The following is a 26,302-nucleotide window of genomic DNA, read 5'->3' on the forward strand; positions in this document are numbered from 1 at the left end:
GGTCTGAACTGTGCAAGGATTATGGGCCGGGAATGGTAGCACAAACCCGGCCTTCAGCGCGATCAGCGGCTGTTCGTCACCAGCGAGGCCATCATCTCAATGTGCTCCGGCGAGTCGTTAAGTGCCGGAATGTACTCGTACTTTGTCCCCCCGGCTTCAAGGAAGAATTCGCGGTTTTGTACCGCAATTTCCTCAAGCGTTTCCAGACAGTCCGCCGCAAAGCCCGGCGACATCACCTGAATATGCTTCACGCCTTTCTCACCGAGCATTTTGAGGGTTTCGTCAGTGTACGGCGTCAGCCACGGCTCGCGGCCAAAGCGCGACTGGAAGGTCATCATCACCTTCTCGGGCGGCAGACCAAGCGCAGAGACCAGCTCGCGCGTGGTATCGCGGCAACGCTGCGGGTAGTCGTCTCCTTCGTTGGCAAAACGCTGGGGAATGCCGTGGTAGGAGAGCAGCAGCAGGTCCGGTTCGCCATGCTTTTCAAACGACGCGCGCGCGCTGCTGGCGAGCGCCTGGATGTAGAGTTCGTTATCAGCGTAGTCGCGAATAAAGGTCACGGCCGGAATGCGGCGGCGGGTCGCCAGAATGCGCGCCAGTTCATCCCAGACGGCGGCCACCGTGGAACAGGAGTATTGCGGATAGAGCGCCAGTACCACAATGTGCTCTACCCCCTGTGCCAGCAGCGCTTCGACGGCGCTTTTCAGGGAGGGTTTGCCGTAGCTCATCCCCAGCTCAACGGGCATATCCGGTAACCGGGCGGCCAGGGCCTTCTCCTGACGACGGCTATAGACCATCAGCGGCGAGCCCTCTTCCATCCAGACGGATTGATAGAGCTTTGCGACGCGCGGGGAACGAATCGGCAGAATGACACCGCGCAGCAGCGGCCACCAGAGTAATCTCGGGGTATCCACGACGCGCGTATCGCTTAAAAACTGACGCAGGTAGCGTTTTACCGCCGCAGGGGTGGGGGCTTCTGGGGTACCCAGATTGGCAAGCAGGATGCCTGTTTTCGCCTGACTCATTCACGCCTCTTAACCATTTGAATAGGGGTCAATTGTAGCGGAAATGTGGGTAAACGAAACCCATTGCTGTAATAGGTGGGATGAGAATTTTTCTCACCCGGAGATCCGGGTGAGAAACGTGCACTTAGCCGAGGATCTTTTCCAGCTCTGCACGGACATCAGCAACGGCCTGGGTGCCGTCAACTTTCGCGTATTTGGTGTTACCCGCTTCCGCTTCTTTAGAGTAGTAGCCGATCAGCGGCGCGGTCATCTGATGATATTCCACCAGGCGTTTACGCACGGTCTCTTCCTGATCGTCTTTACGGGTGGTCAGCTCTTCGCCGGTCACATCGTCTTTACCTTCAACCTTCGGCGGGTTGAATTTGATGTGGTAAACGCGACCAGAGGCAGCGTGCACGCGACGACCAACGATACGGTCAACGATCAGCTCGTCTGGAACGTCGAACTCCAGAACGTAGTCCACGTTGATGCCCGCTTCTTTCATGGCATCAGCCTGCGGAATGGTGCGTGGGAAGCCGTCCAGCAGGAAACCGTTACGGCAGTCTTCCTGCGCAATGCGCTCTTTCACCAGGGCGATAACCAGCTCGTCGGTGACCAGCTTGCCTGCGTCCATGATGTCTTTCGCCTGTTTGCCCAGCTCGGAGCCAGATTTAACAGCGGCACGCAGCATGTCACCAGTAGAGATTTGCGGAATACCGTATTTCTCCATGATGAACTGAGCCTGAGTTCCTTTACCCGCGCCCGGAGCGCCAAGCAGAATAATACGCATTGCGAAAATCCCCTCAAAAGTTGGTTCAATTTTTCAAAAGCGCTAAACAATACCATCAGAACGGATGTGGCTCAAGGAAGGCGGGACGGCTGAAACGGTTAACGGGGGAGATTATTTGGCGGAGTGCAGGAGGTTTCCCCTCACCCTAACCCTCTCCCCAAAGGGGAGAGGGAAATTGAACACCCTCTCCCCTTTGGGGAGAGGGCTGGGTAAGGGGTAAGGGTTAATTACGCCAGCAGAAGCGCATTCACACGTTTAATGAACAGGTTAGGATCTTCCAGCGTGCCGCGTTCGGCCAGCAGGGACTGATCCAGCAGCAGTTCAACCCACTCGGCGAAGCGTGCTTCGTCCTGGGTATCCGCTGCGCGTTTCACCAGCGGGTGATCCGGGTTCAGCTCGAAGATATATTTCACTTCCGGCATCGCCTGGCCTGCCGCCGCGAACAGTTTCGCCATCTGAGTACCCATTTCATCGGCATCGGTGGTCACAATCGCCGGGGTATCGGTCAGACGGTGGGTGAAGCGCACCTCTTTCACGCGATCGCCCAGGAAGGTTTTCACACGCTCAACGAACGGCTCCAGCGCTTTCTCGGCTTCTTTCGCGCTCTCATCCACTTCGTCTGCCAGTTTATCGATAGATTCGTCAGCTTTTGCAACGGACTGGAAAGATTTACCGTCGAACTCGGTCAGGTAGTTCATCATCCATTCGTCGATGCGGTCAGACAGCAGCAGCACTTCGATGCCTTTCTTACGCAGCAGTTCCAGGTGTGGGCTGCTGTTCGCCGCGGCGTAGCTGTCGGCGGTAATGTAGTAGATCTTCTCCTGCCCTTCCTTCATGCGGGAGACGTACTCTTCCAGCGACACGGTCTGCGCGGAGGAATCGTTATGCGTGGAGGCAAAGCGCAGCAGTTTAGCGATCGCTTCAACGTTAGCGGTATCTTCCGCCGGGCCTTCTTTCAGTACCAGACCGAACTGTTTCCAGAAGGTCTGGTATTTTTCTGCGTCGTCTTTCGCCAGTTTTTCCAGCATCTGCAGCGTACGTTTGGTCAGCGCGTTACGCAGGTTGCGGGTCACGCTGCTGTCCTGCAGGATCTCACGGGAGACGTTCAGCGGCAGGTCGTTGGAGTCAATCAGACCACGGGTGAAGCGCAGGTAGTTCGGCATGAACTGCTCGGCGTCGTCCATAATGAACACGCGCTGCACGTACAGCTTCAGACCGTGCTTGTGATCGCGGTTCCACATATCCCACGGTGCCTGCGCCGGGATGTACAGCAGGCTGGTGTACTCCTGCTTCCCTTCCACGCGGTTGTGGCTCCAGGTCAGCGGATCGGTAAAGTCGTGGGCGATGTGCTTGTAAAACTCGTTGTACTCGTCGTCTTTGATCTCAGACTTATTACGCGTCCACAGCGCCTGCGCCTTGTTGATTTTTTCCCAGGAGACGACGGTTTCACCGTCTTGCTCTTCCTGTTTTTCGATCTCAACCGGCAGCGCGATGTGGTCGGAATATTTACCGATGATTGAGCGCACGCGCCAGTCGTTCAGGAAGTCATCTTCGCCTTCACGCAGGTGCAGGGTGATTTCAGTACCGCGATCCGCTTTGGTGATATCGGCAACGGTGTATTCGCCTTCGCCTTGAGATTCCCAGAACACGCCATTTTCAGCGCTTTCGCCTGCCGCACGGGTACGCACGGTGACTTTGTCCGCCACGATGAACGCCGAGTAGAAGCCCACGCCGAACTGGCCGATCAACTGGCTGTCTTTCGCCTGATCGGAGCCCATGGACTCGAGGAACGCTTTGGTACCGGATTTGGCGATGGTACCGAGATGGTCGATCACTTCATCGCGGGTCATACCGATGCCGTTATCGGCGATGGTCAGGGTGCGATTTTCTTTATTAAACGAGACGCGTACGCGCAGATCGCCGTCACCTTCATACAGATCCGGGCTTGAGAGCGCACGGAAACGCAGCTTGTCCGCCGCATCCGAGGCGTTGGAAATCAGCTCGCGCAGGAAGATCTCTTTATTGGAATACAGGGAATGGATCATCAGGTGCAGAAGCTGTTTTACTTCTGACTGGAAACCGCGGGTTTCTTGTCCTTTCATCTAAGTCGACCTCAACAATGCCATTTAATGGGGTGGTAAAAACGTTGAGTGAGAGATGGGGATAAGGGGGGGAGTTTTCAAGCGGAGGCGGTGAACGCCGCCTCCGTTTGGTCAGAAAATAATCTTGTGTCGTCCGGCCAGGGAGTGTGACAGCGTGGTGCCGTCCACCATTTCCAGCTCGCCGCCCACCGGCACGCCGTGGGCGATGCGGCTGGCGTCAACGCCATATTGCCCACACAGCTCGGCAATATAGTTGGCGGTGGCTTCCCCCTCCACCGTTGGGTTGGTGGCGAGGATCACCTCTTTAATGGTCTCGGACTCAAGTCGCTGCTCAAGCCGATCAAGGCCAATATCACCCGGACCGATACCGTCAAGCGGCGACAGATGCCCCATCAGCACGAAATAGCGACCAGAGAACTGCCCGGTTTGCTCAATGGCGTAGATGTCCGCAGGACTCTCCACCACGCAAATCTGGCCGTTTTCCTGGCGACGCGGGTTCGTACAGATATTGCACACCTCCTGCTCGGTAAAGGTACGGCAGTCTGCACAGTGACCAATTTCTGACATGGCGCGGGTCAGTGCCTGCGCCAGACGCATCCCGCCGCTACGATCGCGCTGCAAGAGCGTAAACGCCATGCGCTGCGCTGACTTCGGGCCTACACCCGGCAGGCAGCGCAAGGCTTCCATTAACTGCGTGAGCAGCGGACTGGTTTGCATCAGAACGGCATCTTAAAGCCTGGCGGCAACTGCATTCCGGAGGAGACAGAGGCCATTTTCTCTTTCTGGGTTTCGTCGATACGACGAGCGGCATCGTTGAAAGCTGCCGCAACCAGATCTTCCAGCATATCTTTGTCATCTTCGAGCAGGCTTGGGTCGATTTCAACGCGACGGCAGTTATGCGCACCGTTGATGGTCACTTTCACCAGACCGGCACCTGATTCGCCCGTGACTTCCATCTGCGCGATCTCTTCCTGCATCTTCTGCATTTTTTCCTGCATCTGCTGGGCTTGCTTCATCAGACCACCCAGACCGCCTTTACCACCAAACATAGGCTTCTCTCTTCTTTCACGTTAAACAGGACAACCGTAAGCCAAACTCACGATCAAATGGGACGAATACTCTCTTCATCCAGCTCAGCATCAAAGAAGCGCTGCAGAGTCTGAATGTTATTATCCGCGATAATTGACTCACGCGCCTGCGCGAGTTTCTCTTCATAAATCGCCTGACGCCACTCCAGCGGCGTGCGCACCGCCGGATTATCATCTTCAACGATGGTCAATTCAACCGGCGCACCCCGTAATGTGCTGAGCGCCTCAGTCAATACCTGCTGCGCGCTGGCAGAATTGAGGTGTCGCTGACCCGGGCGCAGATGCAGACAGATGCGATTCTCTTCCTGTTCACGCCAGGCGTTGAGCGCCACCTGCTCCACCAGCTTGGGCAGCTTCAGTTTGTTGACCTCTGCGGCCCATTCATCGCGTGCCAGCGACTCCTCGGCCAGCTTCGCCGAAAGCTCCGGTGTCTTTTCATGCTCCAGCGCTTTTTTCAGCGCCTTCGGGGTCGCGACCTGAACCTTCACCTCTTCGGTTATGGTCGTCGCTTTCCAGCGGTAAGCCTCTGGCTTCGCCGGCGCTTTTTGCTCAGCATTGGCCGCAGATGGCTGCTTTTGCACGCGCTCGGTAACCGATGCCAGGCGTTCCAGCGTGGCGTTATTCACCGGCCGCGCTCTGCCTGGCGCTGCCGGTTCACTCTTTTTTGGTTTAGATGCTCCCTGAGCACGTTGCAACTGGCTACGGGCAGCCAGCACCGAACTGGTGGCATCCGACAGCGGCACCTCCTGGCGTGGCGCAGGCGGAGCCGAGGGTTGCGGTGCGGTCTGCGTCGGCGTTAGTACCGCCGTGGGCGCGACCGGGGCGAACGACTGCTGGGGCACTTCGGGTTCAGGCAGCGGCATGCGCGGGTGGAATGCCAGCGCACGCAGTAACGTCATTTCAATGCCCATCCGACGATCCGGCGCGAACGGCAGCTCTTTGCGGCCGATCAGCAGCGTCTGATAGTAGAGCTGCACATCCGCTGGCGGGACGGTACGGGCCAGTTCGCGCATGCGCTGCTCAATAGCAGCCATATCGCTGCCGAGCGCGGCGGGTGAAAGCTGAACCATCGCAATACGGTGCAGCAGCGCCAGCATCTCAACCAACAAGGCTTCCCATTCGACGCCGCGGGCCGCAGAGGCATTCACCAGCGACATCACGCGTTCGCCATCCGCCGCAACCACCGCTTCGATCAGCGACAGCGCTTGATCGTCGTCGAGAGCGCCCAGCATGGAGGTGACCGCCTCGGTGGAGAGTTTGCCATCACCGCTGGCAATGGCCTGATCGGTCAGGCTCAGCGCATCGCGAAGGCTGCCGTCGGCGGCGCGAGCCAGCAGTTGCAGGGCACGTGGCTCATGCTCAACCTGTTCGGCAGTAAGAATGCGCTCCAGCTGATCGCGGATTTGCGTAACATCCAGCGCCTTCAGGTGGAACTGCAGGCAGCGGGAGAGGATCGTTACCGGCAGCTTTTGCGGATCGGTAGTCGCCAGCAGGAATTTCACGTGCGCAGGCGGCTCTTCCAGCGTCTTTAACAGCGCATTGAAGCTGTGGCGCGAAAGCATGTGCACTTCATCGATCAGATAGACCTTGAAGCGACCACGGGCCGGGGCGTACTGAACGTTATCCAGCAGATCGCGGGTATCTTCGACTTTGGTGCGCGAAGCGGCATCGATCTCAATCAGATCGACAAACCGCCCCTGCTCGATCTCGCGGCAGTTGTCACATACACCGCACGGCGTGGCGGTGATGCCGGTTTCGCAGTTGAGACCTTTCGCCAGCAAGCGGGCGATGGACGTTTTCCCCACGCCGCGCGTGCCGGAGAAGAGCCAGGCGTGGTGAATGCGTCCTAGCGATAAACCATTCGCAAGGGCGGTGAGCACATGTTCCTGGCCGACAACGTCAGCAAAGGTTTGGGGTCGCCATTTTCGGGCTAACACCTGATAACTCATGGGCAGGCTCTGCAACGCTGGAAGGTGGATAAACAGGGAGGTAATGCTAACACAACCTCACCCAATGGGCGAGGTTGTGGGAGAGGGATTAGTGACCCGGGAATGGCACCAGGCTGTAGCTGGTGATGCCCTGTTTTTCGAGGCGCTGCTCACCACCCAAATCGAACAGGTTGATGATGAACGCAGCATCGGTCACTTCGCCACCCAGGCGACGGATCAGCTTCACGGTCGCTTCAATGGTACCGCCGGTTGCCAGCAGATCGTCCACAACCAGGACTTTGTCACCCGGTTTAATGGCATCCACGTGGATTTCCAGCTGATCGGTGCCATATTCCAGCTCGTAGCTTTCGGCAATGGTTTCGCGCGGCAGTTTACGCGGTTTACGTACCGGCACAAAACCGACGCCCAGCGCCAGCGCAACCGGAGCGCCAAACAGGAAACCGCGTGCTTCGGTGCCAACCACTTTCGTGATCCCGGCGTCTTTAAAACGCTCTCCCAGCAGTTCAATGCTGAGGGCGTACGCTTTCGGGTCTTCCAGCATGCTGGTGACGTCGCGGAAAAGAATGCCAGGCTTTGGATAGTCCTGGATACTTTTGATACTGTTTTTGAGAAATTCAAGCTGCTGCGCAGTTGCGGTCATAAGTTTATGCCTGATAAAAAACGGTGTTACTCACGGCGCGCGTCGAAACGGCTAAAGGAGAGTTTGTTTATCCTTTAACCAGGCGTGCCTGTGCTCGAAAACGGTCGAATTTACTGGCTGCGCGCGAGAATTGCAACTGCCATCGCAGACCATTATTGCTTTTGTTGCTTTTCGTCAATCACCGGGATCCGCCACATAAATATCAGCAGGCAGCTCAATATCACCAGCAACAGGATCCGCACCCACATCATTTTCACCAACCACAATGAAATGGCGAACGTAATAAGTATCACGGCGATGGCCCGGGGTTTGGCGCCCGGCGGCATAGCATGGTATTGCTGCCAGTGGCGCAAATAGCCACCAAACCACGAGCGCCAGAGCAGCCAGTGGTGAAAACGAGGCGACGAGCGGGCGAAACACCAGGCCGCCAGCAGGATAAAGGGGGTCGTCGGCAATAAAGGTAATACGACACCCAGGGTGCCGAGCACTACCGCAAGCCAGCCAATGATGATTAGAATAGTACGCTGCATAATGCGAATCGTTATCAAACTGAATGGCTACTGTACCACTGGAGAGCGGATTGAAAACAGCCTTGCTTTTACAGACGCTGCAAAAGCAGCTGGCGACCCTGCACGAGCAGGCCAGGCCGCTGATGCAGCACGCCACACTCAAGCCGCGTTTTGACAGGCAACTGTTTCGTAGCCGCAGCACGCTGATGAAGGATTATCTGGCCGAGGCGCAGCACAATCTGGATGAACTCCGTCATGCGGTAGAAAAAGAGCAGACCGCCCAGGTGGCCTGGCTGGCTGAACACCTGGCAGAACAGATAGCCGCCCTGCACCGGGAAATTGCCGCCTGGCCGCTCAGAGCATGGGATAGCCCCGGCCACGGCCGCGAGAAATGGCAACGTAAGCGGCTGGAACATCAGGAGTTTGAACGCCGTCTGCATGACATGAAACGCGATCGCGAAGCGCGCCTGAATGCGGCGCAAACTCTGGAAGAGCAGCAGCGTTTGCTGCGCGAAATCACCGCACTGGATGGACGCCTGCTGCGCTGTCGCCAGGCTCTGGACGAAATTGAGCGCGTCATCGCGCAATTAACCCGATAACAGGAGAGATCTATGTCGCTCGACAGTGCACCGGATGAAGTCAAACTGGCTGTGGATTTAATTATGCTGCTGGAAAACCACGCCATCCCGGCCGAGACGGTATTGAAAGCGCTGGATATTGTCAGGCGGGATTTTGAGGGGAAATTACCCTCCCCCGGAGCGGGAGAGGGTTAAGTTTTATGCTTGCGCGGGGGTAGGATCGTCTCCCTTAACGTCGCGCTTAACTTCCGTATGCTCCTCACCCTTCTCATTTCGCAGGTGAACTTCAAGCTGGTTAAAGGCGATATTGATGTCGTTTTCACGGCACAGACGATCAATCGTGCGGTTCAGCTCATCCACGGTGTAGCTTCGGTCACGCAGCTCACGGACATATAAACGCAGCTCATGATCGAGCGTACTTGGCCCGAAGGTGGTGAAGAAGACCGATGGCTCGGGATCGTGCATCACTTTCGGATGATCCATCGCCGCTTTCAGCAGCACTTTTTTCACCTTATCGAGATCCGAACCGTAAGCGACACCGAGGCGAATCACAACGCGCGTAATGGTGTCAGAGAGCGACCAGTTGATCAGACGCTCAGTCACGAAGGCCTTATTCGGGATGATCACCTCTTTGCGATCGAAATCGGTAATGGTCGTAGCACGAATACGGATCTTACTGACGGTGCCTGAGAAGGTGCCGATGGTCACGGTATCGCCAATGCGCACCGGGCGTTCGAACAGAATAATCAGGCCGGAGACGAAGTTACCGAAGATCTCCTGCAGACCAAAACCCAGACCTACCGACAAGGCCGCTGCCAGCCACTGGAGTTTATCCCAGGAGACCCCCAGCGAGCCGAAGACGGTCATCGCCCCCGCCACCAGAATCACATAATTGAGAATGGTGGTGATAGCGTACGACGCCCCCTGGCGCATATTCAGGCGCGAGAGCACCAGCACCTCGAGCAGGCCCGGAAGGTTGCGAATTAGCGCCCAGGCCACCATCGACGAGACCAGCGCAAAGAGCAGGCTACCCAGGGTGACATTTTTCACCACCGCCGCGCCCGCTTCGGTACCGTTGTAGTGCCACAGGGTTATGCTATCGAGGTAAGCAAAGACGGTGATTAAGTCAGACCAGATTGCCCAGAACAGGACGGCAAACAGAGCGATCATCACCAGCATAGTAATACGCAATGTCTGCTGGTTAACCTGCTCCAGCGCGATGGTCGGCTCTTCCTGCGGCTCGGCCCCTTCCGCCCCCTCTTTCACCATGTTCTGGCGGCGCGCCAGTGCGCGGCGATACGCAATACGACGCGCAGCAACGCTCAGGCCGCGGAGCACGGTCTGGTAGAGCAGATTCCAGAGGATGACCAGATAGACGGTTTCAATCCAGCGCCCGGAGAGGCGCAGCGTGGTATAGAAATAGCCCGTCGCGGTCAGCACCATTAACGCCAGCGGGATGATCGACAGTATGGTCACCGTGACCAGGCGAATCGTGTGCGACTCTTTATCGCGCCAACTGTCGCGGCACATCGGCCACATGAGTACGGCGATCAACAGCAGGTTGAACAGAATCACAAACTGGCCTAAGACATCATCCATCAGGTGTAATGGCGAAAGCTCCGCCACTACTGACCAGAAGTGCAGCGGCAGCAGCGCCAGGCTGATGCGAACAATCTGACGACGCCAGTGGCTGGTCAGTTTCTCCGGCATATTGAAGTGGCACACCGCCACGCCGTCTTTTTCCAGTACCTTCCAGCACAGGCCAAAGACCAGCCAGAACAGCGCCAGTTTCTTACTAAAGGCCCACAGCAGATCGCTAATATTCAACTGCATAGTGAGCAGAATCAGCCCTACCGCCAGAATCACCAGGCAGATGGGCAAGGCACGTAGCAAATCAATCAGAATCGCTTTCGGCGTGTGCATCTGGCTATCGTTACGCAACTGCCCGACCTCATGCGCCAGCTTCGACTGGTAATTTTTAAGCCAGTTTAGACGCCAGCGAATCAGGCCCGCAATCAGCAACAGCGGCAGTCCGGCCAGAAACGCAATCGCGGCGGCAGGCCATGCTTTTTCCCAGTTCACGGTGATTTTCATCGCCTTGATCTGATCTTTCAGGGTGGCGGGGAAGGATTTGATCCACTCCCAGTCCATGGGTTTATTGCTATTCACCCAGAAGATTTGCTGGGTCAGGATCTCTTGCAGGCTCTTCGATACGCTCACCAGCTGTTGCTGATTGATCTGCAGGTTGATCGCCATCATCAGTTGATTCCCCAGCTGTTTGTTCAACTGATCAAGCAACTCGCGGCGCATATCCACTACCTGCAGCAGCGCATCGTGCACTTCATCGTTCACTTCGCTGGTATGCCCCTCTTCCACTTTGGCGACAAAACTGTCGCTCTGGAAGAGCGCATCGCGCTGCTGATTCACCTCAAACTGTTCAAGACGCAGGTCAGCGATGCGGTTGGTCATATCCTCCAGTTCATCGGCTGAAGGCAATGTTTGCTGTTGCTGGTAGAGAATACGGGAGAGCAGCAGACTGCCCTTCAGAACCGCAATCTGCTCTTTAATATTGCGTTCCGACTGCAGGGCGCGATCCAGCCAGTTTTTAACTTTGATGTTCTGCTGAACCAGGGCGTTGCCGTTTTCGGTAGCGTTGATCAAACGCTGGCTGAGCTGATGGTTCACCTCCAGCTCCTGCTTCACCAACGGGTTTTCCTGTATACGGGCGGTCTCGTCCGGTGTGACGGCTTCTTGTGCTGTCTTCTCGGTCAGGGTCAGGCGTTTACTGTTAACCGCCTCCTGCAGCAGTTGCAGTTGGTGTTCCAGACGGTTGATGTTGGCATTGACGTAATCACGTTGTTTTTGCAACGTATCCTGCAGGATGGTATTCCCTTCCAGGCTCTTACGTTGCTGGTCGATTTGCGCGTTCAATAGCGTTTGCTGTGCCAGCAGCAAAGTCTGCTGGGTCGGTCGTAACGCGGTTTCGCCCACCGCCGTGCCGTTCAGACGATTGCGGATCTCCTGCTGCTGCTGGGAGGCGGTATACATGGCGTTCTGCACGCGCTCTGGCTGTGTCTGCAGTGAAACCAGTTGGCTATTGTACGTCGAGAGATCGCTCTGGGCGGTTTGCAGATCATCCAGCAGTTGGGCCACGCGTGATTCAAGCTGGCGCAGAGAGAGCGTCGCCAGAGTTTTGCGTGTTTCAGCGTCGTTATCTACATCACTCAGGGCGTTTAACCCTTCGGTCGCCTTACGCATGTTTTCAGGTGCCTGAAGCACTTTCTGACGCAACTGGGTGGTTTCGGCTTTAATACGCTCGATTTTATCGAGCGTTTCCAGCGTCTCGGTCAGGTCTTGCTGAACAAGTTTATCTTGCGGCGAAAGGTCTTTCTGCTTACTTAACGCATCCAGTTGGCTTTGCAGATCTGCCCGGGTTGGCGTGTCGGTGCCATTAGCGGCTCGGGCAAACGCCGTGTGTGAAGTTATAAAGAAGAACAGTATGAACAAAACCAAAGCAAAAAACGGATTTTGCCTGCGAGTGAAGTGCGACATAGTGGTTGGTATGCTGTGCAATGGATGGCCAAATTGGTTAGGCGTGAAGAATATCACGGCAACCGGAAGCGGAATAGCGCCAACGCTTTCGACCAGGAAAATTCCTGGCTACTCAGGCGGATAAGAGGTCGGGACTGGATCGCAGCGTGGGGCAGAGCTGGTACATCTCCAGCAGAATCTCTACATAGTCCCTCGCTTCGCGTTTTAAATCGAACGACTGGGGGGCAAAGAGCCAGTTCTCCATTATGCCGGAGATATAACTGCGCATCAGAATTGCGGCACGGCGGGTAAGTAAATTGGCGGGGAGCATTTTCGCATTAATACAGTGCACAAGTGACTGTTCTATACGATCGTAGCTCTCAAGGCAAAGGCGTCGCTGCGCTTGTTGCACAACGGCCATTTCGCCGACAAATTCACATTTATGAAAGATAATTTCCATCATTAATCGGCGACGCTCTTCATTAACTGTCGCCTCAAGAACATAGACCAGAATTTCTCTGAGAACGGACAGTGGATCGTCAGGGAATTTTGCCCGATACTCAGTCTCAAGATCGCCAATACTGGATTCTGAAAGCTCCCAAATTTCACCGAATAAATCTGACTTATTTTTGAAATGCCAGTAAATCGCGCCCCGTGTCACGCCCGCCGCTTGCGCAATCTGCGCCAGCGAGGTGGAAGAGACACCCTGTTGCGAGAACAAGCGCATAGCAACATCAAGAATGTGTTGTCGCGTCTCAAGTGCTTGTTGTTTGGTTTTTCGTGCCATACCTTGGTGAATTAACAGGAGTCAGATTTACATACATTTATGAATGTATGTACCATAGCACGACGATAATATAAACGCAGCAATGGGTTTGTGGACGTTTGATCCATTGATCAATTTGAAATCGGACACTCGAGGTTTACATATGAACAAAAACAGAGGGTTAACGCCTCTGGCGGTCGTTCTGATGCTCTCAGGCAGCTTAGCGCTTACAGGATGTGACGACAAACAGGCTCAACAAGGAGCGCAACAGATGCCAGAAGTTGGCGTTGTGACGCTCAAAACTGAACCTCTTCAGATAACCACTGAATTGCCCGGTCGTACCAGCGCTTACCGTATTGCGGAAGTTCGTCCTCAGGTGAATGGCATTATCCTGAAACGTAATTTCACCGAAGGTGGCGATGTTAAAGCGGGTGACTCTCTGTATCAGATTGATCCAGCAACCTATCAGGCCTCTTACGAAAGCGCGAAAGGCGATCTGGCCAAAGCACAGGCAGCGGCGAAGATCGCACAGCTGACGGTTAACCGTTATCAGAAACTGTTGGGTACCCAGTACATTAGCCAACAAGAATATGATAGCGCTCTGGCAGATGCCCAGCAGGCGAGTGCGGCGGTTGTCGCGGCAAAAGCCGCCGTTGAGACTGCACGTATTAACCTGGCCTATACTAAGGTCACCTCACCTATCAGCGGCCGTATCGGTAAATCGTCCGTCACCGAAGGGGCGTTGGTGCAGAACGGTCAAACCACCGCGCTGGCCACCGTGCAACAGCTCGACCCGATTTATGTGGACGTCACCCAATCCAGCAACGATTTCCTGCGCCTGAAGCAAGAGCTGGAAAACGGCACGCTGAAACAAGAGAACGGCAAAGCGAAAGTGGAACTGGTGACCAGCGATGGCATTAAATTCCCTGAAGCGGGAACGCTGGAATTCTCAGACGTCACCGTTGACCAGACCACAGGCTCTATTACCCTGCGTGCCATCTTCCCGAACCCGAACCATACGCTGCTGCCAGGTATGTTCGTGCGTGCGAACCTGGAAGAAGGGACAAACCCAACAGCGCTGCTGGTACCTCAGCAGGGTGTCACTCGTACACCGCGCGGTGATGCGAGCGTACTGGTTGTTGGCGCAGAAGATAAAGTCGAAACCCGCAACATCACTGCCACTCAGGCAATTGGTGATAAATGGCTGGTAACGAAAGGTCTGAAAGATGGCGATCGCGTCATTGTGACCGGCTTGCAGAAAGTACGTCCAGGCGCACAAGTTAAAGCGCAGGAAGTTGCCTCTGACGATAAACAACAAGCTTCGGCCGCTGGCCAGTCAGATCAGTCCAAGTCTTAACTTAAACAGGAGCCGTTAAGACATGCCTAATTTCTTTATCGATCGCCCCATATTCGCATGGGTGATCGCCATAATTATCATGCTAGCTGGGGGACTTGCGATCCTGAAGCTGCCTGTCGCGCAATATCCAACGATTGCGCCGCCGGCGGTGACGGTCTCCGCAACCTACCCAGGGGCTGATGCGAAAACGGTGCAGGACACCGTAACGCAGGTTATCGAACAGAACATGAACGGTATCGATAACCTGATGTACATGTCCTCCAACTCTGACTCCACCGGTACGGTTCAGATCACCCTGACCTTCGAATCCGGTACCGATGCGGATATCGCGCAGGTACAGGTGCAGAACAAACTGCAGCTGGCGATGCCACTGCTGCCGCAGGAAGTACAACAGCAGGGCGTGAGCGTCGAGAAATCGTCCAGTAGCTTCCTGATGGTTGTCGGCGTAATCAACACCAACGGCACCATGACCCAGGAGGATATCTCCGACTACGTGGGCGCCAACATGAAGGACGCCATCAGCCGTACTTCGGGTGTGGGTGACGTACAGCTGTTCGGTTCCCAGTACGCGATGCGCATCTGGATGGATCCGAATAAACTGAACAACTTCCAGTTGACGCCGGTTGACGTAATCAACGCGATTAAAGCGCAGAACGCCCAGGTTGCAGCCGGTCAGTTAGGCGGTACACCGCCGGTGAAAGGCCAGCAACTGAACGCCTCAATCATCGCGCAAACGCGTCTGACCTCTGCCGATGAGTTCAGCAAAATTCTGCTGAAAGTGAACCAGGACGGTTCTCAGGTTCGCCTGCGCGATGTGGCGAAGGTTGAACTGGGCGGCGAGAACTACGACGTCATTGCTAAGTTTAACGGCCAGCCGGCATCCGGTCTGGGTATTAAACTGGCGACCGGTGCGAACGCCCTTGATACTGCGACTGCCATCCGTGAAGAACTGAAGAAAATGGAACCGTTCTTTCCGTCTGGCCTGAAAATTGTTTATCCATACGACACCACCCCGTTCGTTAAGATCTCGATTCACGAAGTTGTGAAAACCCTGGTCGAGGCGATCATCCTGGTGTTCCTGGTGATGTATCTGTTCCTGCAGAACTTCCGTGCGACGCTGATTCCAACCATCGCCGTTCCGGTCGTACTGCTGGGTACCTTTGCGATACTGTCAGCCTTCGGCTTCTCGATAAACACGTTAACGATGTTCGGGATGGTACTTGCCATCGGCCTGTTGGTGGATGACGCCATCGTGGTGGTTGAGAACGTTGAGCGCGTGATGTCCGAAGAGGGCCTTCCGCCGAAAGAAGCCACGCGTAAATCAATGGGCCAGATCCAGGGCGCACTGGTCGGTATCGCGATGGTACTGTCCGCTGTATTTATCCCGATGGCCTTCTTTGGCGGTTCGACCGGTGCCATTTACCGTCAGTTCTCTATCACTATCGTGTCAGCGATGGCGCTGTCGGTGCTGGTGGCGTTAATCCTGACGCCAGCGCTTTGTGCCACCATGCTGAAACCGATTCAGAAAGGTGGACACGGCGAGCATAAAGGCTTCTTCGGTTGGTTTAACCGCATGTTCGATAAGAGCACGCACCACTACACCGATAGCGTAGGTAACATTCTGCGCAGCACCGGTCGTTATCTGCTGCTCTATATCATTATTGTGGTCGGTATGGCCTACCTGTTCGTTCGTCTGCCAAGTTCGTTCCTGCCAGAAGAAGACCAGGGCGTGTTCCTGACCATGGCGCAGTTGCCTGCGGGTGCCACGCAAGAACGTACCCAGAAAGTGCTGGATGAGGTTACGGATTACTACCTCACCAAAGAGAAAGCCAACGTTGAATCCGTGTTTGCGGTAAACGGCTTCGGCTTTGCGGGTCGTGGTCAGAACACCGGTATCGCCTTCGTCTCTCTGAAAGACTGGGCTGACCGTCCGGGCGATGAGAACAAGGTCGAAGCCATTACTGGCCGTGCGATGGGCACCTTCTCGCAGATTAAAGATGCGATGGTCTTCGCCTTCAACCTGCCAGCGATTGTGGATCTGGGTACGGCAACCGGCTTCGACTTCCAGCTGATTGACCAGGGTAACCTGGGCCATGACAAACTGACTCAGGCGCGTAACCAGCTGTTCGGCGAAGTCGCGAAACACCCAGACCTTCTGGTAGGCGTGCGTCCTAACGGCCTGGAAGATACTCCGCAGTACAAGATCGATATTGACCAGGAAAAAGCACAAGCCCTGGGCGTGTCTATCAGCGACATCAATACAACTCTGGGCGCAGCCTGGGGCGGTAGCTACGTTAACGACTTCATCGACCGTGGTCGTGTGAAGAAAGTGTACGTGATGTCCGAAGCGGAATACCGTATGTTGCCGAACGACATCAACAACTGGTACGTGCGTGGTAGCAATGGCCAGATGGTACCGTTCTCTGCCTTCTCCACTTCCCACTGGGAATATGGTTCGCCACGTCTGGAGCGTTATAACGGTCTGCCGTCGATGGAAATCCTCGGTCAGGCAGCACCAGGCAGAAGTACCGGTGAAGCCATGGACATGATGGAAGAGCTGGCAAGTAAACTGCCTGCGGGTATCGGTTACGACTGGACGGGGATGTCCTATCAGGAACGCCTCTCCGGTAACCAGGCCCCTGCCCTGTATGCCATCTCGCTGATTGTGGTCTTCCTCTGTCTGGCTGCACTGTACGAGAGCTGGTCCATTCCGTTCTCGGTCATGCTCGTTGTCCCACTGGGGGTTATCGGTGCGCTACTTGCCGCAACCTTCCGCAGTTTGAACAACGACGTATACTTCCAGGTGGGCCTGCTGACAACCATTGGCTTGTCGGCGAAGAACGCGATACTTATCGTCGAATTCGCCAAAGATCTGATGGATAAAGAGGGCAAAGGGCTGATTGAAGCGACTCTGGAAGCGGTACGTATGCGTCTGCGTCCAATCCTGATGACCTCCCTGGCATTTATCCTCGGGGTTATGCCGCTGGTTATCAGTTCTGGCGCAGGCTCCGGTGCGCAGAACGCCGTAGGGACGGGCGTAATGGGTGGGATGGTTACTGCAACCATTCTGGCTATCTTCTTCGTTCCGGTGTTCTTCGTGGTGGTACGTCGCCGCTTCAGCCGTAAGAACGACGATATTGAGCATAACCACCCGGTTTAAGTGACCGATACCGGTTTCACTCGATAAAAAGGCCGCATTTGCGGCCTTTTTTATCTCTAATGAAAATCATAAAATACGCTTATTGCGAATTATTTATTTAATGCCATTCTCTGAGGGCATATCATATTTAAACGAAATCTTTTACATAAATTCTCAAATTTATGGAAAGGCCCCACTATAATAAGATTATTCCTGGCGATTGCCCTTAATGTTCTTAAGTTATGTCTGTTTCCATACTGGGTTCGCCAGTAACATCATGATTGCCATAGATGTAAGATAATTTTCCCTTTAACTCATCCGATTAGATGGCGACATCCTGCGTTCGCGCTGCGTAATTGTAATTTTTCGTAATAGCGCGGTGAAATCCGAATCAGAGTGTCTTATAGTTAAAGAGAAGAGGAAAAAGCGCCGTTTGAAAGGTTTTTAGTAAGTTGTATCCATCCCGAAATCGATGTTCGGTGAGTAAAAAATCACTCAGAAGGGGATGCGCTATGGACGAATACTCTCCAAAAAGGCATGATATTGCGCAGTTGAAATTTCTCTGTGAATCCTTGTACCATGATTGCCTCGCCAACCTTGATGACAGCAACCATGGCTGGGTTAATGACCCAACCTCTGCCATCAATTTGCAGTTAAACGAGCTCATTGAACATATAGCGACCTTCGCTCTTAATTATAAAATTAAGTACAACGAAGATAATAAGTTGATCGAGCAAATTGACGAGTACCTGGACGATACATTTATGCTGTTCAGTAGCTATGGCATTAACTCACAAGATTTGCAGAAATGGCGTAAATCTGGCAATCGCCTCTTTCGCTGTTTTGTGAATGCAAGCAGAGCAAATCCTTTAGGCTCGTATGTTAAAACTATTACAAACAATTAGGTGGATTTATGTCTGAAAAACCATTAACTAAAACAGATTATTTGATGCGTCTGCGACGTTGTCAGTCAATTGATACGCTGGAGCGCGTTATTGAAAAAAATAAATATGAGCTTTCGGATAATGAGCTGGCGGTATTTTATTCAGCGGCCGATCATCGCCTTGCAGAACTGACGATGAATAAGCTGTACGATAAAATCCCTACATCTGTGTGGAAATTTGTACGTTAATCATTTGCCTGATTTAATGAGACAGCGAAACCCCGTTTGTCGTTAACTTCTCGATTTTATGTCACTATGGCGGTTCGCCGCTTCCGGCACGTGCGGGCGAAACTCATCGCCCCGGGATACCCTGCTTCGCCTTAAGCCGCCCTTTAATGTTGACCACCGTCCACGCCACTGCAACTGTTATGTTTTTTCGCGGTGAAACTGTTACTTTTTTCGAACAATAGGGTCACTTAAAATGTACAGGTTCCCCTGTGTGTACCGACTTTTAAAGGCAGAAGATGACCGAAATACAGCGCCTGCTCACCGAAACCATCGACGATCTCAACGCGCGTGAAAAGCGCGACAACAAGCCGCGTTTTAGCATCAGCTTTATTCGTAAACACCCTGGGTTATTCGTTGCCATGTACGCCGCCTGGCTGGCGACATTGGTGGTGATGTTACAGTCGGAGACTCTGGTGGGATCCGTGTGGTTGTTGGTGATTCTGTTTATCGTCTTTAACGCATTCTTTTTCTTCGATGTGAATCCCCGCTACCGCTATGAAGATATCGATGTGCTTGATTTCCGCGTGTGCTACAACGGGGAGTGGTACAACACCCGCTATGTGCCGGGCCAGCTGATCGACGATATCCTGCACTCACCGCAGGTCGAAGAAGAACAAAAAGCTAAGCTGCAAAAAATGATCGCCACCAAAGGCGAGCTCTCTTTCTACGACGTGTTTACCCTCTCCCGCACGCCTGCCTGATGTTGCGCCTGACTTGCCGCCGACATCCCGTCGGCAGCAAGCAGCCCTTATCCGATAAACAGACGCTACGCTTAACGTCTCTTTTTACGCCCCTGCACCGCCTTAAAGCGCGGGTTTGATTTGCAGATAACATAAAGTCGCCCTTTACGCTTTACGATCTGACAATCAGGGTGGCGCTGTTTTGCACTGCGTAATGAGTTCAGAACCTGCATGTTTAACCTCTTTTAACATCGATAAAACGGCCAAAGCGCTGACGGAAACGCGCTGTGCTGCCCTCGTTGGAGAACGATTTCTGTTTGCCGGTATAAAACGGATGCGATTGCGACGATACCTCGATGGTCACATAGGGCCATGTCTGCCCGTCGAGCTCGATTTCACGATCGGTTTTAATGGTTGAGCCGACTTTGAAGAACGCATTGGCGCTGGTGTCGTGAAACACGACAGTACGGTAGTGGGGGTGAATATTCTGTTTCATCTTTATCTCGTCATGTTTTGTTATAACATAACAATTAGCTTATCTGAGGCAGATGATAAAAACAACCGCCTTCAACCTTCGCTCTCTTTTCACAGCGTGATTGTGCTGAATGAAATCAACGTCAGCCGCGTGCTATAACACTATTATTAAGCCACTCTCTCTATTCCGTCATTCGCTTGCGCGCCACAGGTACTGGCGTGGCAAAAAGGAAACTGGAGCATGACAACCCGACACCTGGTCAAGCTGGTGACCTGCGTACTGATTCTTGCCGTGCTTGCACCGCTGGGCCTGAGCGTATGGCTCGCTCACCGCCATGCCGAAGAGAAGTTTTATACAGACCTGGATAATTACGCGTCCCGCATACTGCTTCGTACGAATCGGGTACTGGAACAGGGAAAATCCGCTCTGATGCACATGCAGCAGTTTAAGGGGCCGATCTGTGGCCCAGAGCATGCGCTGGAAATGCGTCGGGTCTCTTTCTCTCATCGCTATCTGCAGGAAGTGATTTACGTCGATAACCTGAAACCGCTCTGCTCATCGCTGGAACGTACCAGCCACGGGCAGCCTTTTCCCCGGGCAATGCGGATAACCCCGGACGGCTATCGCGCCTGGCTTACCGCACAAAACGATATCGGCGTTGACCGTTATATGGCGGCGCTTGGCACGCACAATTATATCGTGATGATGGATCCGGCATCGCTCATCGATGTTCTCCCCTTCGGCTCCTGGCCCATTGAGGTTGCGCTGGTTGGATTACGCCGCAATATCGTCTTCGCGAGCAGTAGCCATCTCGAGATATCTCTTCTGAATCGGCTTCAGCAAGCCGAAGATAATCATCTGCAGTACGACGGTACCCTCTATAACATTCACAACGTACCCGACCTCGGTATCGCAATCGTGACATGGTCCTCCCTGCGCCCGCTACAAGAAAACTGGCTCAATCAGCTCTATTTTTGGCTCCCTTTTGGTATCTTGCTTAGCGTGTTAACGACCGGGTTCGTGTTGAGAATTTTAAAGCGTCTGCAATCTCCCCGGCATCGCCTGCTGGATGCCATTAACGCCCGCGAGATCGTTGTGCACTATCAGCCCATCGTTGAACTCAGTAGCGGTCGCATCATCGGTGCAGAAGCACTTGCCCGCTGGCCGCAGCAAGATAAGAGCTATCTTTCGCCGGACATTTTTGTCCCGCTGGCGGAACAGACCGGTCTTATCACAAATCTGACGGCGTTGATCATTGAGCAGGTCTTTGAGGATCTGGGTGAGTGGCTACACCAGCATCCGCACCTGCATGTCTCTATCAATCTGGCTCCCGCCGATCTGCTTTGCCGATCGCTGCCTGCACTATTAAGCCGCTTACTGAACCAGTGGCAGATCCCGCCTGCGCAAATAGCGCTGGAGCTCACCGAGCGGGGATTTGCCGACCCTGCCGTCAGCGCCCCCGCCATTGCGGGTTTTCGCCGTGCCGGCCACGCGATCTATATTGATGATTTCGGAACAGGTTACTCCAGCCTCAGCTATTTGCAGGATCTGGACGTAGACACGCTCAAGATCGATAAATCTTTCGTTGATGCGCTGGAGTATAAAAACGTGACGCCCCATATCATTGAAATGGCGAAGTCATTGAAACTGGCCATGGTGGCAGAAGGGGTAGAAACCGAAGGCCAGCTGGAGTGGTTGCGTCGCCACGGTGTGCAATATGGCCAGGGTTGGCTGTACAGCAAGGCACTACCGAAGGAGGCCTTTATCACCTGGGCCGAACACAACCTGGATCCCGAGTAATTCGAACCTGACAGAAAGCCCGGCGGGTGCCGGGCGACAGGATTACTCGTCAAGCAGCGGAGAAAAACCTCCGTAGATCATGCGTTTGCCATCGAAAGGCATGGAATCACCCATCTCTTTCATGCGGGGATCGTTCATCATCTTCTGGTTCGCCGCATCACGCACCTCCTTCGAGGGATATTCGATCCAGCTAAAGACAACTTCTTCCCCCTCTTCCGCTTTCACCGCCATGCGAAAATCGGTCAGTTTGCCATCCGGCACGTCGTCAGCCCAACACTCGACAATGCGAAGCGCGCCAAATTCTTTAAAGAGTGGCGCAGCCTTCGCCGCCAGCTCGCGATACGCCTCTTTACTGCCTGCAGGAACGGCGAGGACAAAACCATCGACATACTTCATCAGTAAAACCTCCGAAGTGACTGTACGGCTACGTGGTGTAGCCGTATCTGCCGATCAAGTTTAGTTCTGCTGCCAGCTAAACGCGTAGCGCACCCGTTTCTGTTGCAGGATAAACTCCGGGGATACGCTCGGACTCCAGGAGTCATCGCCGCCGACGCCCATATGGAACCCATCAAGATGCAGCCAGCAGCCCGCCTCTTCCTTCAGGAGATGATGATGCGACGTTTCGCGCAGCTGCGCCTGGCTGTAGCGGCTCACGGCAAAATGGAAGGCCCCACGTAGGTGATGAGCGCCTAACAGGAGTTCGCGGGTATCACAGCGCAGGCCGTTATCCGTAGGGAAAATATAGGGCGTATGCATTTCTGCCAGCGGCAAGGTCCAGCGGCCCTGGCGCGCGGCCAGTTTGCGGTCCGGATAGTTTTCATATGGCCCAAGCCCACTCCAGCTCACGGTATGCGGTATAGAGGCCAGTTGGCAGCTCAGCCCGATACGTGCCGGCTCAGGAATATCATTAGCCACCTGCACCTCGACATCCCCCATCAGCACGCCCTGATCGGTGATACGCCAGTTCTTGCGGCTGATAAACAGCAGTTTGCTTTCACTCTCCCAGGCGTGCACCGTGGTGATCGTCACGTCACGGGTATGCTGTTCACCTTCGCACTGCAGCAGGCGCGGGGTCAGATTATACATACCTGCCGCTTTCCAGCGCTCAACCCAGGCGTTGGGATCGATGCGGGTCACTTCGCTGACGCCGATATCATTATCGAGCGGCGCACGGGTAAAGCTATCGCAAAGGGGAGCCAGCAGCGTGGCGTCACCCGCCTTCCACCACTGGGTCAGATCCCCACTCTGCCGACTGAATTGCCAGCGCTGCTCGCCGTGGGTGACCACCAGCGCATCATCTTCAACGATTAAGCAGGGTTTTTCCCCTGCCGCCACGGCCGGGGCAATAAACAGCGGAGCAGGAAGCTGCCACTGATCCCATGCGCAAAGGTGATTTTCTGGCGACCAGGCGGTCGCCGCAGGCTGAATAACCTCCACGTTCAACCAGACCTCACCCGGTGCTGCTTTCAGCTCTGGCAGTTCCAGCACGACGCGCTGCGTTCCTTGCGGAGCAATATTCAACGTCACCTCGCCAGAGGCCAGCACTTCACCGTCGCGCGCCACTGACCAGCGCAGCAGCTCGTTATCTGTCGTGCGGAACAGATAATCGCTCTGCACCTCAATCTCCAGCGGGGAGCAACTGATGCGGGTAAAGGTGAAGAACTGCTGCGCGCGCTGGGCTTCGTAAAGCGCGGGATGCGGCGTGCGGTCCGGGAATACCAGCCCATTCAGGCAGAACTGACGGTCGTTAGGCTTATCGCCAAAATCGCCGCCATACGCCCAGTAAGCCCTGCCCTCATCGTCATGCCGGGTTAGCGCCTGGTCAACCCAGTCCCAGACGAATCCCCCTTGCAGGCGTGGATAGCTGCGAAACGCCTCCCAGTATTTGGCGAACCCGCCGAAGCTGTTGCCCATCGCATGGGCATATTCACAGAGGATGAGCGGACGCGTTTCATCCGGCATCCCTATCCACTTTTTGATTGACCATTTCGGCACTGCCGGGAAAGGCTGGTCCTGATCGACACGGGCGTACATAGGGCAGACAATATCGGTTGCTGCCGTGTTTGCTCCACCGCCCTCATACTGTACCGGACGGGTGGGATCGGTGGTTTTTATCCAGCGGTAGAGGGCGTCGTGATTAGCGCCATGTCCGGACTCATTGCCCAGGGACCAGACAATAATCGACGGATGGTTACGATCGCGCTGCACCATCCGGGTGACACGTTCGCTCATCGCAGGCAGCCAGCGTGGATCGTCGGCCAGTCGGCTCATCGGCACCATGCCATGGGTTTCGATATTGGCCTCATCGACCACGTACAGCCCGTAGCGATCGCACAGACGGTACCAGAGAGGATGATTAGGGTAGTGTGAGCAGCGTACAGCGTTAAAGTTGTGCTGTTTCATCAGCTCAATGTCGCGACGCATGGTCGCTTCATCCATAACCTGGCCGCGCTCAGGGTGATGCTCATGACGGTTCACCCCGCGAATCAGCAGCGGTTCGCCGTTGACTTTCAACAATCCGTTGCTGATTTCCACGTGGCGGAAGCCAACGTCACAGGCTTCCGTCTCCAGAACCTTGCCTTGCGCATCGTGAAGCGCAATGGTCAGACGGTAAAGCTCGGGTGACTCCGCACTCCAGAGGGCCGGTTCCGCCACGGGCAGGGTCGCCACCACTCGCTCTTGCCAGTTACCCCGCTCATCTATGACCGCGGTACCCGCTCTGCCGCTGACGTTGCCCACCCGCGCATCATCACGCCAAAGCGTGAACAGCACTTCGCAATCCGCATAATCTGGCCCTTCCAGTTTCACCTCCAGCTGTAACGTCGCCCGGTCAAATTCCGCGTTCAGGGCGGTGACCACCTGGTAGTCAGCAATGCGGGTATCCGGTTTATGCAGCAGCGTGACATCACGGAAGATGCCACTCATGCGCCACATGTCCTGATCTTCCAGATAGCTCCCGTCACACCAGCGCAGCACCATCACCGCCAGGCGATTACTCCCCACGCGCAGTACATTCGTCAGATCAAACTCAGCGGGTAGACGGCTATCCTGGGAATACCCCACCCACTCGCCATTACACCAGAGGTAAAAGGCCGAGTTCACTCCATCAAAGACGATGCGCGTCTGACCGCTTTGCAGAGACTCGCTATCCATCTCAAATGTGAGCGAGTAACAGCCGGTAGGATTTTCCGCGGGTACGAAAGGGGGATTAACCGCAATGGGATAGGTAACGTTAGTATAGATGGGGGTATCGAAACCCTGCATTTGCCAGTTTGAAGGCACCGGCATACCGGCAGCATCCGGGCAATCACTGTGTATCCAGCTCTCCGGAACCTGTTCTGGTGCGCTGAAAAAGCTGAATTGCCACTCACCGTTCAAAGAGCGCAATGCCGACGAGGGCTGCTCGTCACGCGCGCTGTTCTCCTCTGGCCAGCCGCTGAGGGGAGCATGGGCAGGAAGTCGATTCCATTGAGTGACGCCGGGATTTTCCCAGTCACGGCGGGCAAGGATAGCGCTGAGAGTCAGCGGAGCAGGACAGGACATAATTACCTCTTTGCGAAGCGCTCACAATTTTAGCTAACATGCCCTGGCGAAAGGATGGGGTAAAGCAGGATCGCCTCGTGAAGCGAGGCAGATCACAAAAGTCTTATCGACGTGCCAGTTGGCCAGCCAGGATCGCCAGCGATTTCAACTGTTGAGCAAGTTCCTCGTTACCTTGCTGTTGCGCGCCCTGCCGCGCCGTTGAATGGCGCTCGACCAGGCTTACGGGCAATTGCGTTTGCCCGGCCTCTTTTTCTGTTGGTGGCGACAGGAGCCACTCGACGCTACGCTGCCCGGCCTCGCGGAAGGCCTGACGTATCGTGGTCAGTGGCGGGGTAAACCAGGCGCTGTCTGCAGTATCGTCAAAGCCCACCACCGAGATCTGTCCGGGCACCGCCACGCCTTTTTCAGCGCAGGCACGCAGCCCCCCCAGCGCCATCTGATCGTTGGCGACCAGAATCGCCTGCGGCAGGGCGGGTCCAGCCAACAGTTGATGCGCCTTTTCATAGCCCGATGCGGCGCTCCAGTCTCCCCAGGCCACCGCACAGGGTTCGATTCCAGCCTGCGCCAGCGCCTCTCGCCAGCCGCTCAGTCTTGCGCGGGAGGAGACCGAACTATCCGGCCCGCTCAGCAGAGCGATCTGCCGGTGTCCCAGCGCGAGAAGATGTTCGACGCCCAGTCGTGCCCCCTGTTCCGCATCGAAGACCAGACTCTGCACTGGCGCATCGGGCGAAACATCCAGGAAAAGCACCGGGACCGGCGCGGCCTGGGCCTGCAACTGCTCCGCCTGCGCGTTTTCCAGCGGAACGTTAACCAGCAGCCCTTCAACCCGCTGGGCAAGAAGATCCTGAAGCGCGGCCAGACACTGCTGCGGTTGCTCCACCATCGAAATCAAGACACTGGCGCCTCGCTCCCCGGCGCGGGATTTCACCGCCGAGGCGATCTGGGAAGGCGCATGTAGTGCCAGATCGGTGGTAATCAGCCCGAGCGTATGGGTTCGTTTTCCCGCCAGCTGCTGTGCGCCACGGTTCGGGACATAGTGCAGCTCGGCCATCGCCTGCTGCACCTTTTCCCGCGTACGGGTGGAAACGTGTTCCGCGTCGTTAATGACGCGGGAGACAGTTTGATAAGAGACGCCCGCGAGGCGAGCGACGTCATATAACGTGATCGATTTCATGCGCAT

At 55.1% G+C, this 26,302-nt stretch carries 23 protein-coding genes and 1 other annotated feature; of the genes, 8 read left to right on the forward strand and 15 right to left on the reverse strand.

Features of this window, described 5'->3' with window-relative positions:
* Positions 1 to 62: 62 nt before the first annotated feature.
* From hemH to B3B59_RS19530, 8 genes are all read right to left on the reverse strand, one after another.
* Entirely contained in the window at positions 63 to 1,025 is a 963-nt protein-coding gene (hemH, locus tag B3B59_RS19495) for a ferrochelatase (protein ID WP_207293128.1), read from the reverse strand.
* Between the two features lie 124 nt (positions 1,026 to 1,149).
* Entirely contained in the window at positions 1,150 to 1,794 is a 645-nt protein-coding gene (gene adk, locus B3B59_RS19500; RefSeq protein WP_040076861.1) for an adenylate kinase, read from the reverse strand.
* Positions 1,795 to 2,021: 227 nt separating this feature from the next.
* A complete protein-coding gene (gene htpG / locus B3B59_RS19505; RefSeq protein WP_286809782.1) occupies positions 2,022 to 3,896 on the reverse strand; it encodes a molecular chaperone HtpG in 1,875 nt (624 codons plus the stop codon).
* 111 nt (positions 3,897 to 4,007) lie between these two features.
* Complete coding sequence (gene recR / locus B3B59_RS19510) at positions 4,008 to 4,613, reverse strand: recombination mediator RecR (protein WP_040076863.1); 606 nt, start codon at positions 4,611 to 4,613, stop codon at positions 4,008 to 4,010.
* Entirely contained in the window at positions 4,613 to 4,945 is a 333-nt protein-coding gene (locus tag B3B59_RS19515; RefSeq protein ID WP_032616874.1) for a YbaB/EbfC family nucleoid-associated protein, read from the reverse strand. The genes recR and B3B59_RS19515 overlap by 1 nt, the downstream gene beginning before the upstream one ends.
* A 53-nt stretch (positions 4,946 to 4,998) precedes the next feature.
* Positions 4,999 to 6,933 carry a DNA polymerase III subunit gamma/tau gene (dnaX, locus tag B3B59_RS19520; RefSeq protein WP_040076865.1) on the reverse strand — a complete coding sequence of 645 codons (1,935 nt, stop codon included), beginning with the start codon at positions 6,931 to 6,933 and terminating at the stop codon, positions 4,999 to 5,001.
* Positions 5,605 to 5,669, reverse strand: a sequence feature (DnaX frameshifting element). Its footprint overlaps the gene before it by 65 nt.
* Positions 6,934 to 7,021: 88 nt before the next feature.
* A complete protein-coding gene (gene apt, locus B3B59_RS19525; RefSeq protein WP_286809784.1) occupies positions 7,022 to 7,573 on the reverse strand; it encodes an adenine phosphoribosyltransferase in 552 nt (183 codons plus the stop codon).
* 152 nt (positions 7,574 to 7,725) lie between these two features.
* A complete protein-coding gene (locus B3B59_RS19530; RefSeq protein WP_040076868.1) occupies positions 7,726 to 8,103 on the reverse strand; it encodes a DUF454 family protein in 378 nt (125 codons plus the stop codon).
* Positions 8,104 to 8,153: 50 nt separating this feature from the next.
* On the opposite strand from B3B59_RS19530, the gene priC reads away from it, so the two are divergent.
* Positions 8,154 to 8,681 (forward strand): primosomal replication protein N'', encoded by a 528-nt coding sequence (gene priC, locus B3B59_RS19535; protein WP_286809786.1) that lies wholly within the window; start codon positions 8,154 to 8,156, stop codon positions 8,679 to 8,681.
* Between the two features lie 12 nt (positions 8,682 to 8,693).
* Positions 8,694 to 8,855, forward strand: a complete 162-nt coding sequence (gene rsmS, locus B3B59_RS19540; protein WP_046884430.1) for a pleiotropic regulatory protein RsmS — start codon at positions 8,694 to 8,696, stop codon at positions 8,853 to 8,855.
* Positions 8,856 to 8,858: 3 nt separating this feature from the next.
* Here the strand turns inward: rsmS and mscK are convergent, their stop codons facing one another.
* Together mscK and acrR are read right to left on the reverse strand one after the other, a co-directional pair.
* Positions 8,859 to 12,212 (reverse strand): mechanosensitive channel MscK, encoded by a 3,354-nt coding sequence (mscK, locus tag B3B59_RS19545; protein WP_286809787.1) that lies wholly within the window; start codon positions 12,210 to 12,212, stop codon positions 8,859 to 8,861.
* Between the two features lie 112 nt (positions 12,213 to 12,324).
* Positions 12,325 to 12,978 (reverse strand): multidrug efflux transporter transcriptional repressor AcrR, encoded by a 654-nt coding sequence (gene acrR / locus B3B59_RS19550; protein ID WP_286809788.1) that lies wholly within the window; start codon positions 12,976 to 12,978, stop codon positions 12,325 to 12,327.
* Positions 12,979 to 13,120: 142 nt separating this feature from the next.
* Here acrR and acrA point away from each other — a divergent pair, with 142 nt between their 5' ends.
* From acrA to B3B59_RS19575, 5 genes are all read left to right on the forward strand, one after another.
* Entirely contained in the window at positions 13,121 to 14,314 is a 1,194-nt protein-coding gene (gene acrA / locus B3B59_RS19555) for a multidrug efflux RND transporter periplasmic adaptor subunit AcrA (protein ID WP_046884433.1), read from the forward strand.
* Between the two features lie 22 nt (positions 14,315 to 14,336).
* A complete protein-coding gene (gene acrB, locus B3B59_RS19560; RefSeq protein WP_040076873.1) occupies positions 14,337 to 17,474 on the forward strand; it encodes a multidrug efflux RND transporter permease subunit AcrB in 3,138 nt (1,045 codons plus the stop codon).
* A gap of 491 nt (positions 17,475 to 17,965) precedes the next feature.
* The gene (gene tomB, locus B3B59_RS19565; RefSeq protein WP_046884434.1) at positions 17,966 to 18,358 is read left to right on the forward strand and encodes an Hha toxicity modulator TomB; all 393 of its coding nucleotides are present in this window, start codon (positions 17,966 to 17,968) and stop codon (positions 18,356 to 18,358) included.
* Between the two features lie 8 nt (positions 18,359 to 18,366).
* Positions 18,367 to 18,585, forward strand: coding sequence for an HHA domain-containing protein (locus tag B3B59_RS19570; protein ID WP_040076875.1), 219 nt, complete (start codon positions 18,367 to 18,369; stop codon positions 18,583 to 18,585).
* 275 nt (positions 18,586 to 18,860) lie between these two features.
* Positions 18,861 to 19,325: a YlaC family protein gene (locus tag B3B59_RS19575; RefSeq protein WP_040076876.1), complete on the forward strand. Its 465-nt coding sequence runs from the start codon at positions 18,861 to 18,863 to the stop codon at positions 19,323 to 19,325.
* Between the two features lie 71 nt (positions 19,326 to 19,396).
* Here the strand turns inward: B3B59_RS19575 and ykgO are convergent, their stop codons facing one another.
* Both ykgO and B3B59_RS19585 read right to left on the reverse strand, forming a co-directional pair.
* On the reverse strand, positions 19,397 to 19,537 hold the full coding sequence (ykgO, locus tag B3B59_RS19580; RefSeq protein ID WP_003859006.1) for a type B 50S ribosomal protein L36: 141 nt from the start codon (positions 19,535 to 19,537) through the stop codon (positions 19,397 to 19,399).
* A gap of 2 nt (positions 19,538 to 19,539) precedes the next feature.
* Positions 19,540 to 19,800 (reverse strand): type B 50S ribosomal protein L31, encoded by a 261-nt coding sequence (locus tag B3B59_RS19585; protein WP_040076878.1) that lies wholly within the window; start codon positions 19,798 to 19,800, stop codon positions 19,540 to 19,542.
* A 219-nt stretch (positions 19,801 to 20,019) separates the two neighbouring features.
* Here B3B59_RS19585 and B3B59_RS19590 point away from each other — a divergent pair, with 219 nt between their 5' ends.
* The gene (locus tag B3B59_RS19590) at positions 20,020 to 21,579 is read left to right on the forward strand and encodes an EAL domain-containing protein (RefSeq protein ID WP_286809791.1); all 1,560 of its coding nucleotides are present in this window, start codon (positions 20,020 to 20,022) and stop codon (positions 21,577 to 21,579) included.
* Positions 21,580 to 21,621: 42 nt separating this feature from the next.
* Here B3B59_RS19590 and B3B59_RS19595 read toward each other — a convergent pair whose 3' ends face one another.
* From B3B59_RS19595 to B3B59_RS19605, 3 genes are all read right to left on the reverse strand, one after another.
* Positions 21,622 to 21,975: a DUF1428 domain-containing protein gene (locus B3B59_RS19595; RefSeq protein WP_046884438.1), complete on the reverse strand. Its 354-nt coding sequence runs from the start codon at positions 21,973 to 21,975 to the stop codon at positions 21,622 to 21,624.
* Between the two features lie 60 nt (positions 21,976 to 22,035).
* A complete protein-coding gene (locus B3B59_RS19600; RefSeq protein ID WP_286809792.1) occupies positions 22,036 to 25,122 on the reverse strand; it encodes a beta-galactosidase in 3,087 nt (1,028 codons plus the stop codon).
* Between the two features lie 103 nt (positions 25,123 to 25,225).
* Positions 25,226 to 26,296, reverse strand: a complete 1,071-nt coding sequence (locus B3B59_RS19605) for a LacI family DNA-binding transcriptional regulator (protein ID WP_286809793.1) — start codon at positions 26,294 to 26,296, stop codon at positions 25,226 to 25,228.
* Positions 26,297 to 26,302 lie beyond the last annotated feature (6 nt).

It is taken from the genome of Leclercia sp. UBA2479 (assembly GCF_002341985.1).
GTDB classification, from domain to species: Bacteria; Pseudomonadota; Gammaproteobacteria; order Enterobacterales; family Enterobacteriaceae; genus Enterobacter; species Enterobacter pneumoniae.

Bases quoted from the DNA above. Each gene is read 5' to 3' on its own strand.
- hemH (WP_207293128.1), bottom strand. From the start codon at position 1,025: ATGAGTCAGGCGAAAACAGGCATCCTGCTTGCCAATCTGGGTACCCCA.
- adk (WP_040076861.1), bottom strand. From the start codon at position 1,794: ATGCGTATTATTCTGCTTGGCGCTCCGGGCGCGGGTAAAGGAACTCAG.
- htpG (WP_286809782.1), bottom strand. From the start codon at position 3,896: ATGAAAGGACAAGAAACCCGCGGTTTCCAGTCAGAAGTAAAACAGCTT.
- recR (WP_040076863.1), bottom strand. From the start codon at position 4,613: ATGCAAACCAGTCCGCTGCTCACGCAGTTAATGGAAGCCTTGCGCTGC.
- B3B59_RS19515 (WP_032616874.1), bottom strand. From the start codon at position 4,945: ATGTTTGGTGGTAAAGGCGGTCTGGGTGGTCTGATGAAGCAAGCCCAG.
- dnaX (WP_040076865.1), bottom strand. From the start codon at position 6,933: ATGAGTTATCAGGTGTTAGCCCGAAAATGGCGACCCCAAACCTTTGCT.
- apt (WP_286809784.1), bottom strand. From the start codon at position 7,573: ATGACCGCAACTGCGCAGCAGCTTGAATTTCTCAAAAACAGTATCAAA.
- B3B59_RS19530 (WP_040076868.1), bottom strand. From the start codon at position 8,103: ATGCAGCGTACTATTCTAATCATCATTGGCTGGCTTGCGGTAGTGCTC.
- rsmS (WP_046884430.1), top strand. From the start codon at position 8,694: ATGTCGCTCGACAGTGCACCGGATGAAGTCAAACTGGCTGTGGATTTA.
- mscK (WP_286809787.1), bottom strand. From the start codon at position 12,212: ATGTCGCACTTCACTCGCAGGCAAAATCCGTTTTTTGCTTTGGTTTTG.
- acrR (WP_286809788.1), bottom strand. From the start codon at position 12,978: ATGGCACGAAAAACCAAACAACAAGCACTTGAGACGCGACAACACATT.
- acrA (WP_046884433.1), top strand. From the start codon at position 13,121: ATGAACAAAAACAGAGGGTTAACGCCTCTGGCGGTCGTTCTGATGCTC.
- acrB (WP_040076873.1), top strand. From the start codon at position 14,337: ATGCCTAATTTCTTTATCGATCGCCCCATATTCGCATGGGTGATCGCC.
- tomB (WP_046884434.1), top strand. From the start codon at position 17,966: ATGGACGAATACTCTCCAAAAAGGCATGATATTGCGCAGTTGAAATTT.
- B3B59_RS19570 (WP_040076875.1), top strand. From the start codon at position 18,367: ATGTCTGAAAAACCATTAACTAAAACAGATTATTTGATGCGTCTGCGA.
- B3B59_RS19575 (WP_040076876.1), top strand. From the start codon at position 18,861: ATGACCGAAATACAGCGCCTGCTCACCGAAACCATCGACGATCTCAAC.
- ykgO (WP_003859006.1), bottom strand. From the start codon at position 19,537: ATGCAGGTTCTGAACTCATTACGCAGTGCAAAACAGCGCCACCCTGAT.
- B3B59_RS19585 (WP_040076878.1), bottom strand. From the start codon at position 19,800: ATGAAACAGAATATTCACCCCCACTACCGTACTGTCGTGTTTCACGAC.
- B3B59_RS19590 (WP_286809791.1), top strand. From the start codon at position 20,020: ATGACAACCCGACACCTGGTCAAGCTGGTGACCTGCGTACTGATTCTT.
- B3B59_RS19595 (WP_046884438.1), bottom strand. From the start codon at position 21,975: ATGAAGTATGTCGATGGTTTTGTCCTCGCCGTTCCTGCAGGCAGTAAA.
- B3B59_RS19600 (WP_286809792.1), bottom strand. From the start codon at position 25,122: ATGTCCTGTCCTGCTCCGCTGACTCTCAGCGCTATCCTTGCCCGCCGT.
- B3B59_RS19605 (WP_286809793.1), bottom strand. From the start codon at position 26,296: ATGAAATCGATCACGTTATATGACGTCGCTCGCCTCGCGGGCGTCTCT.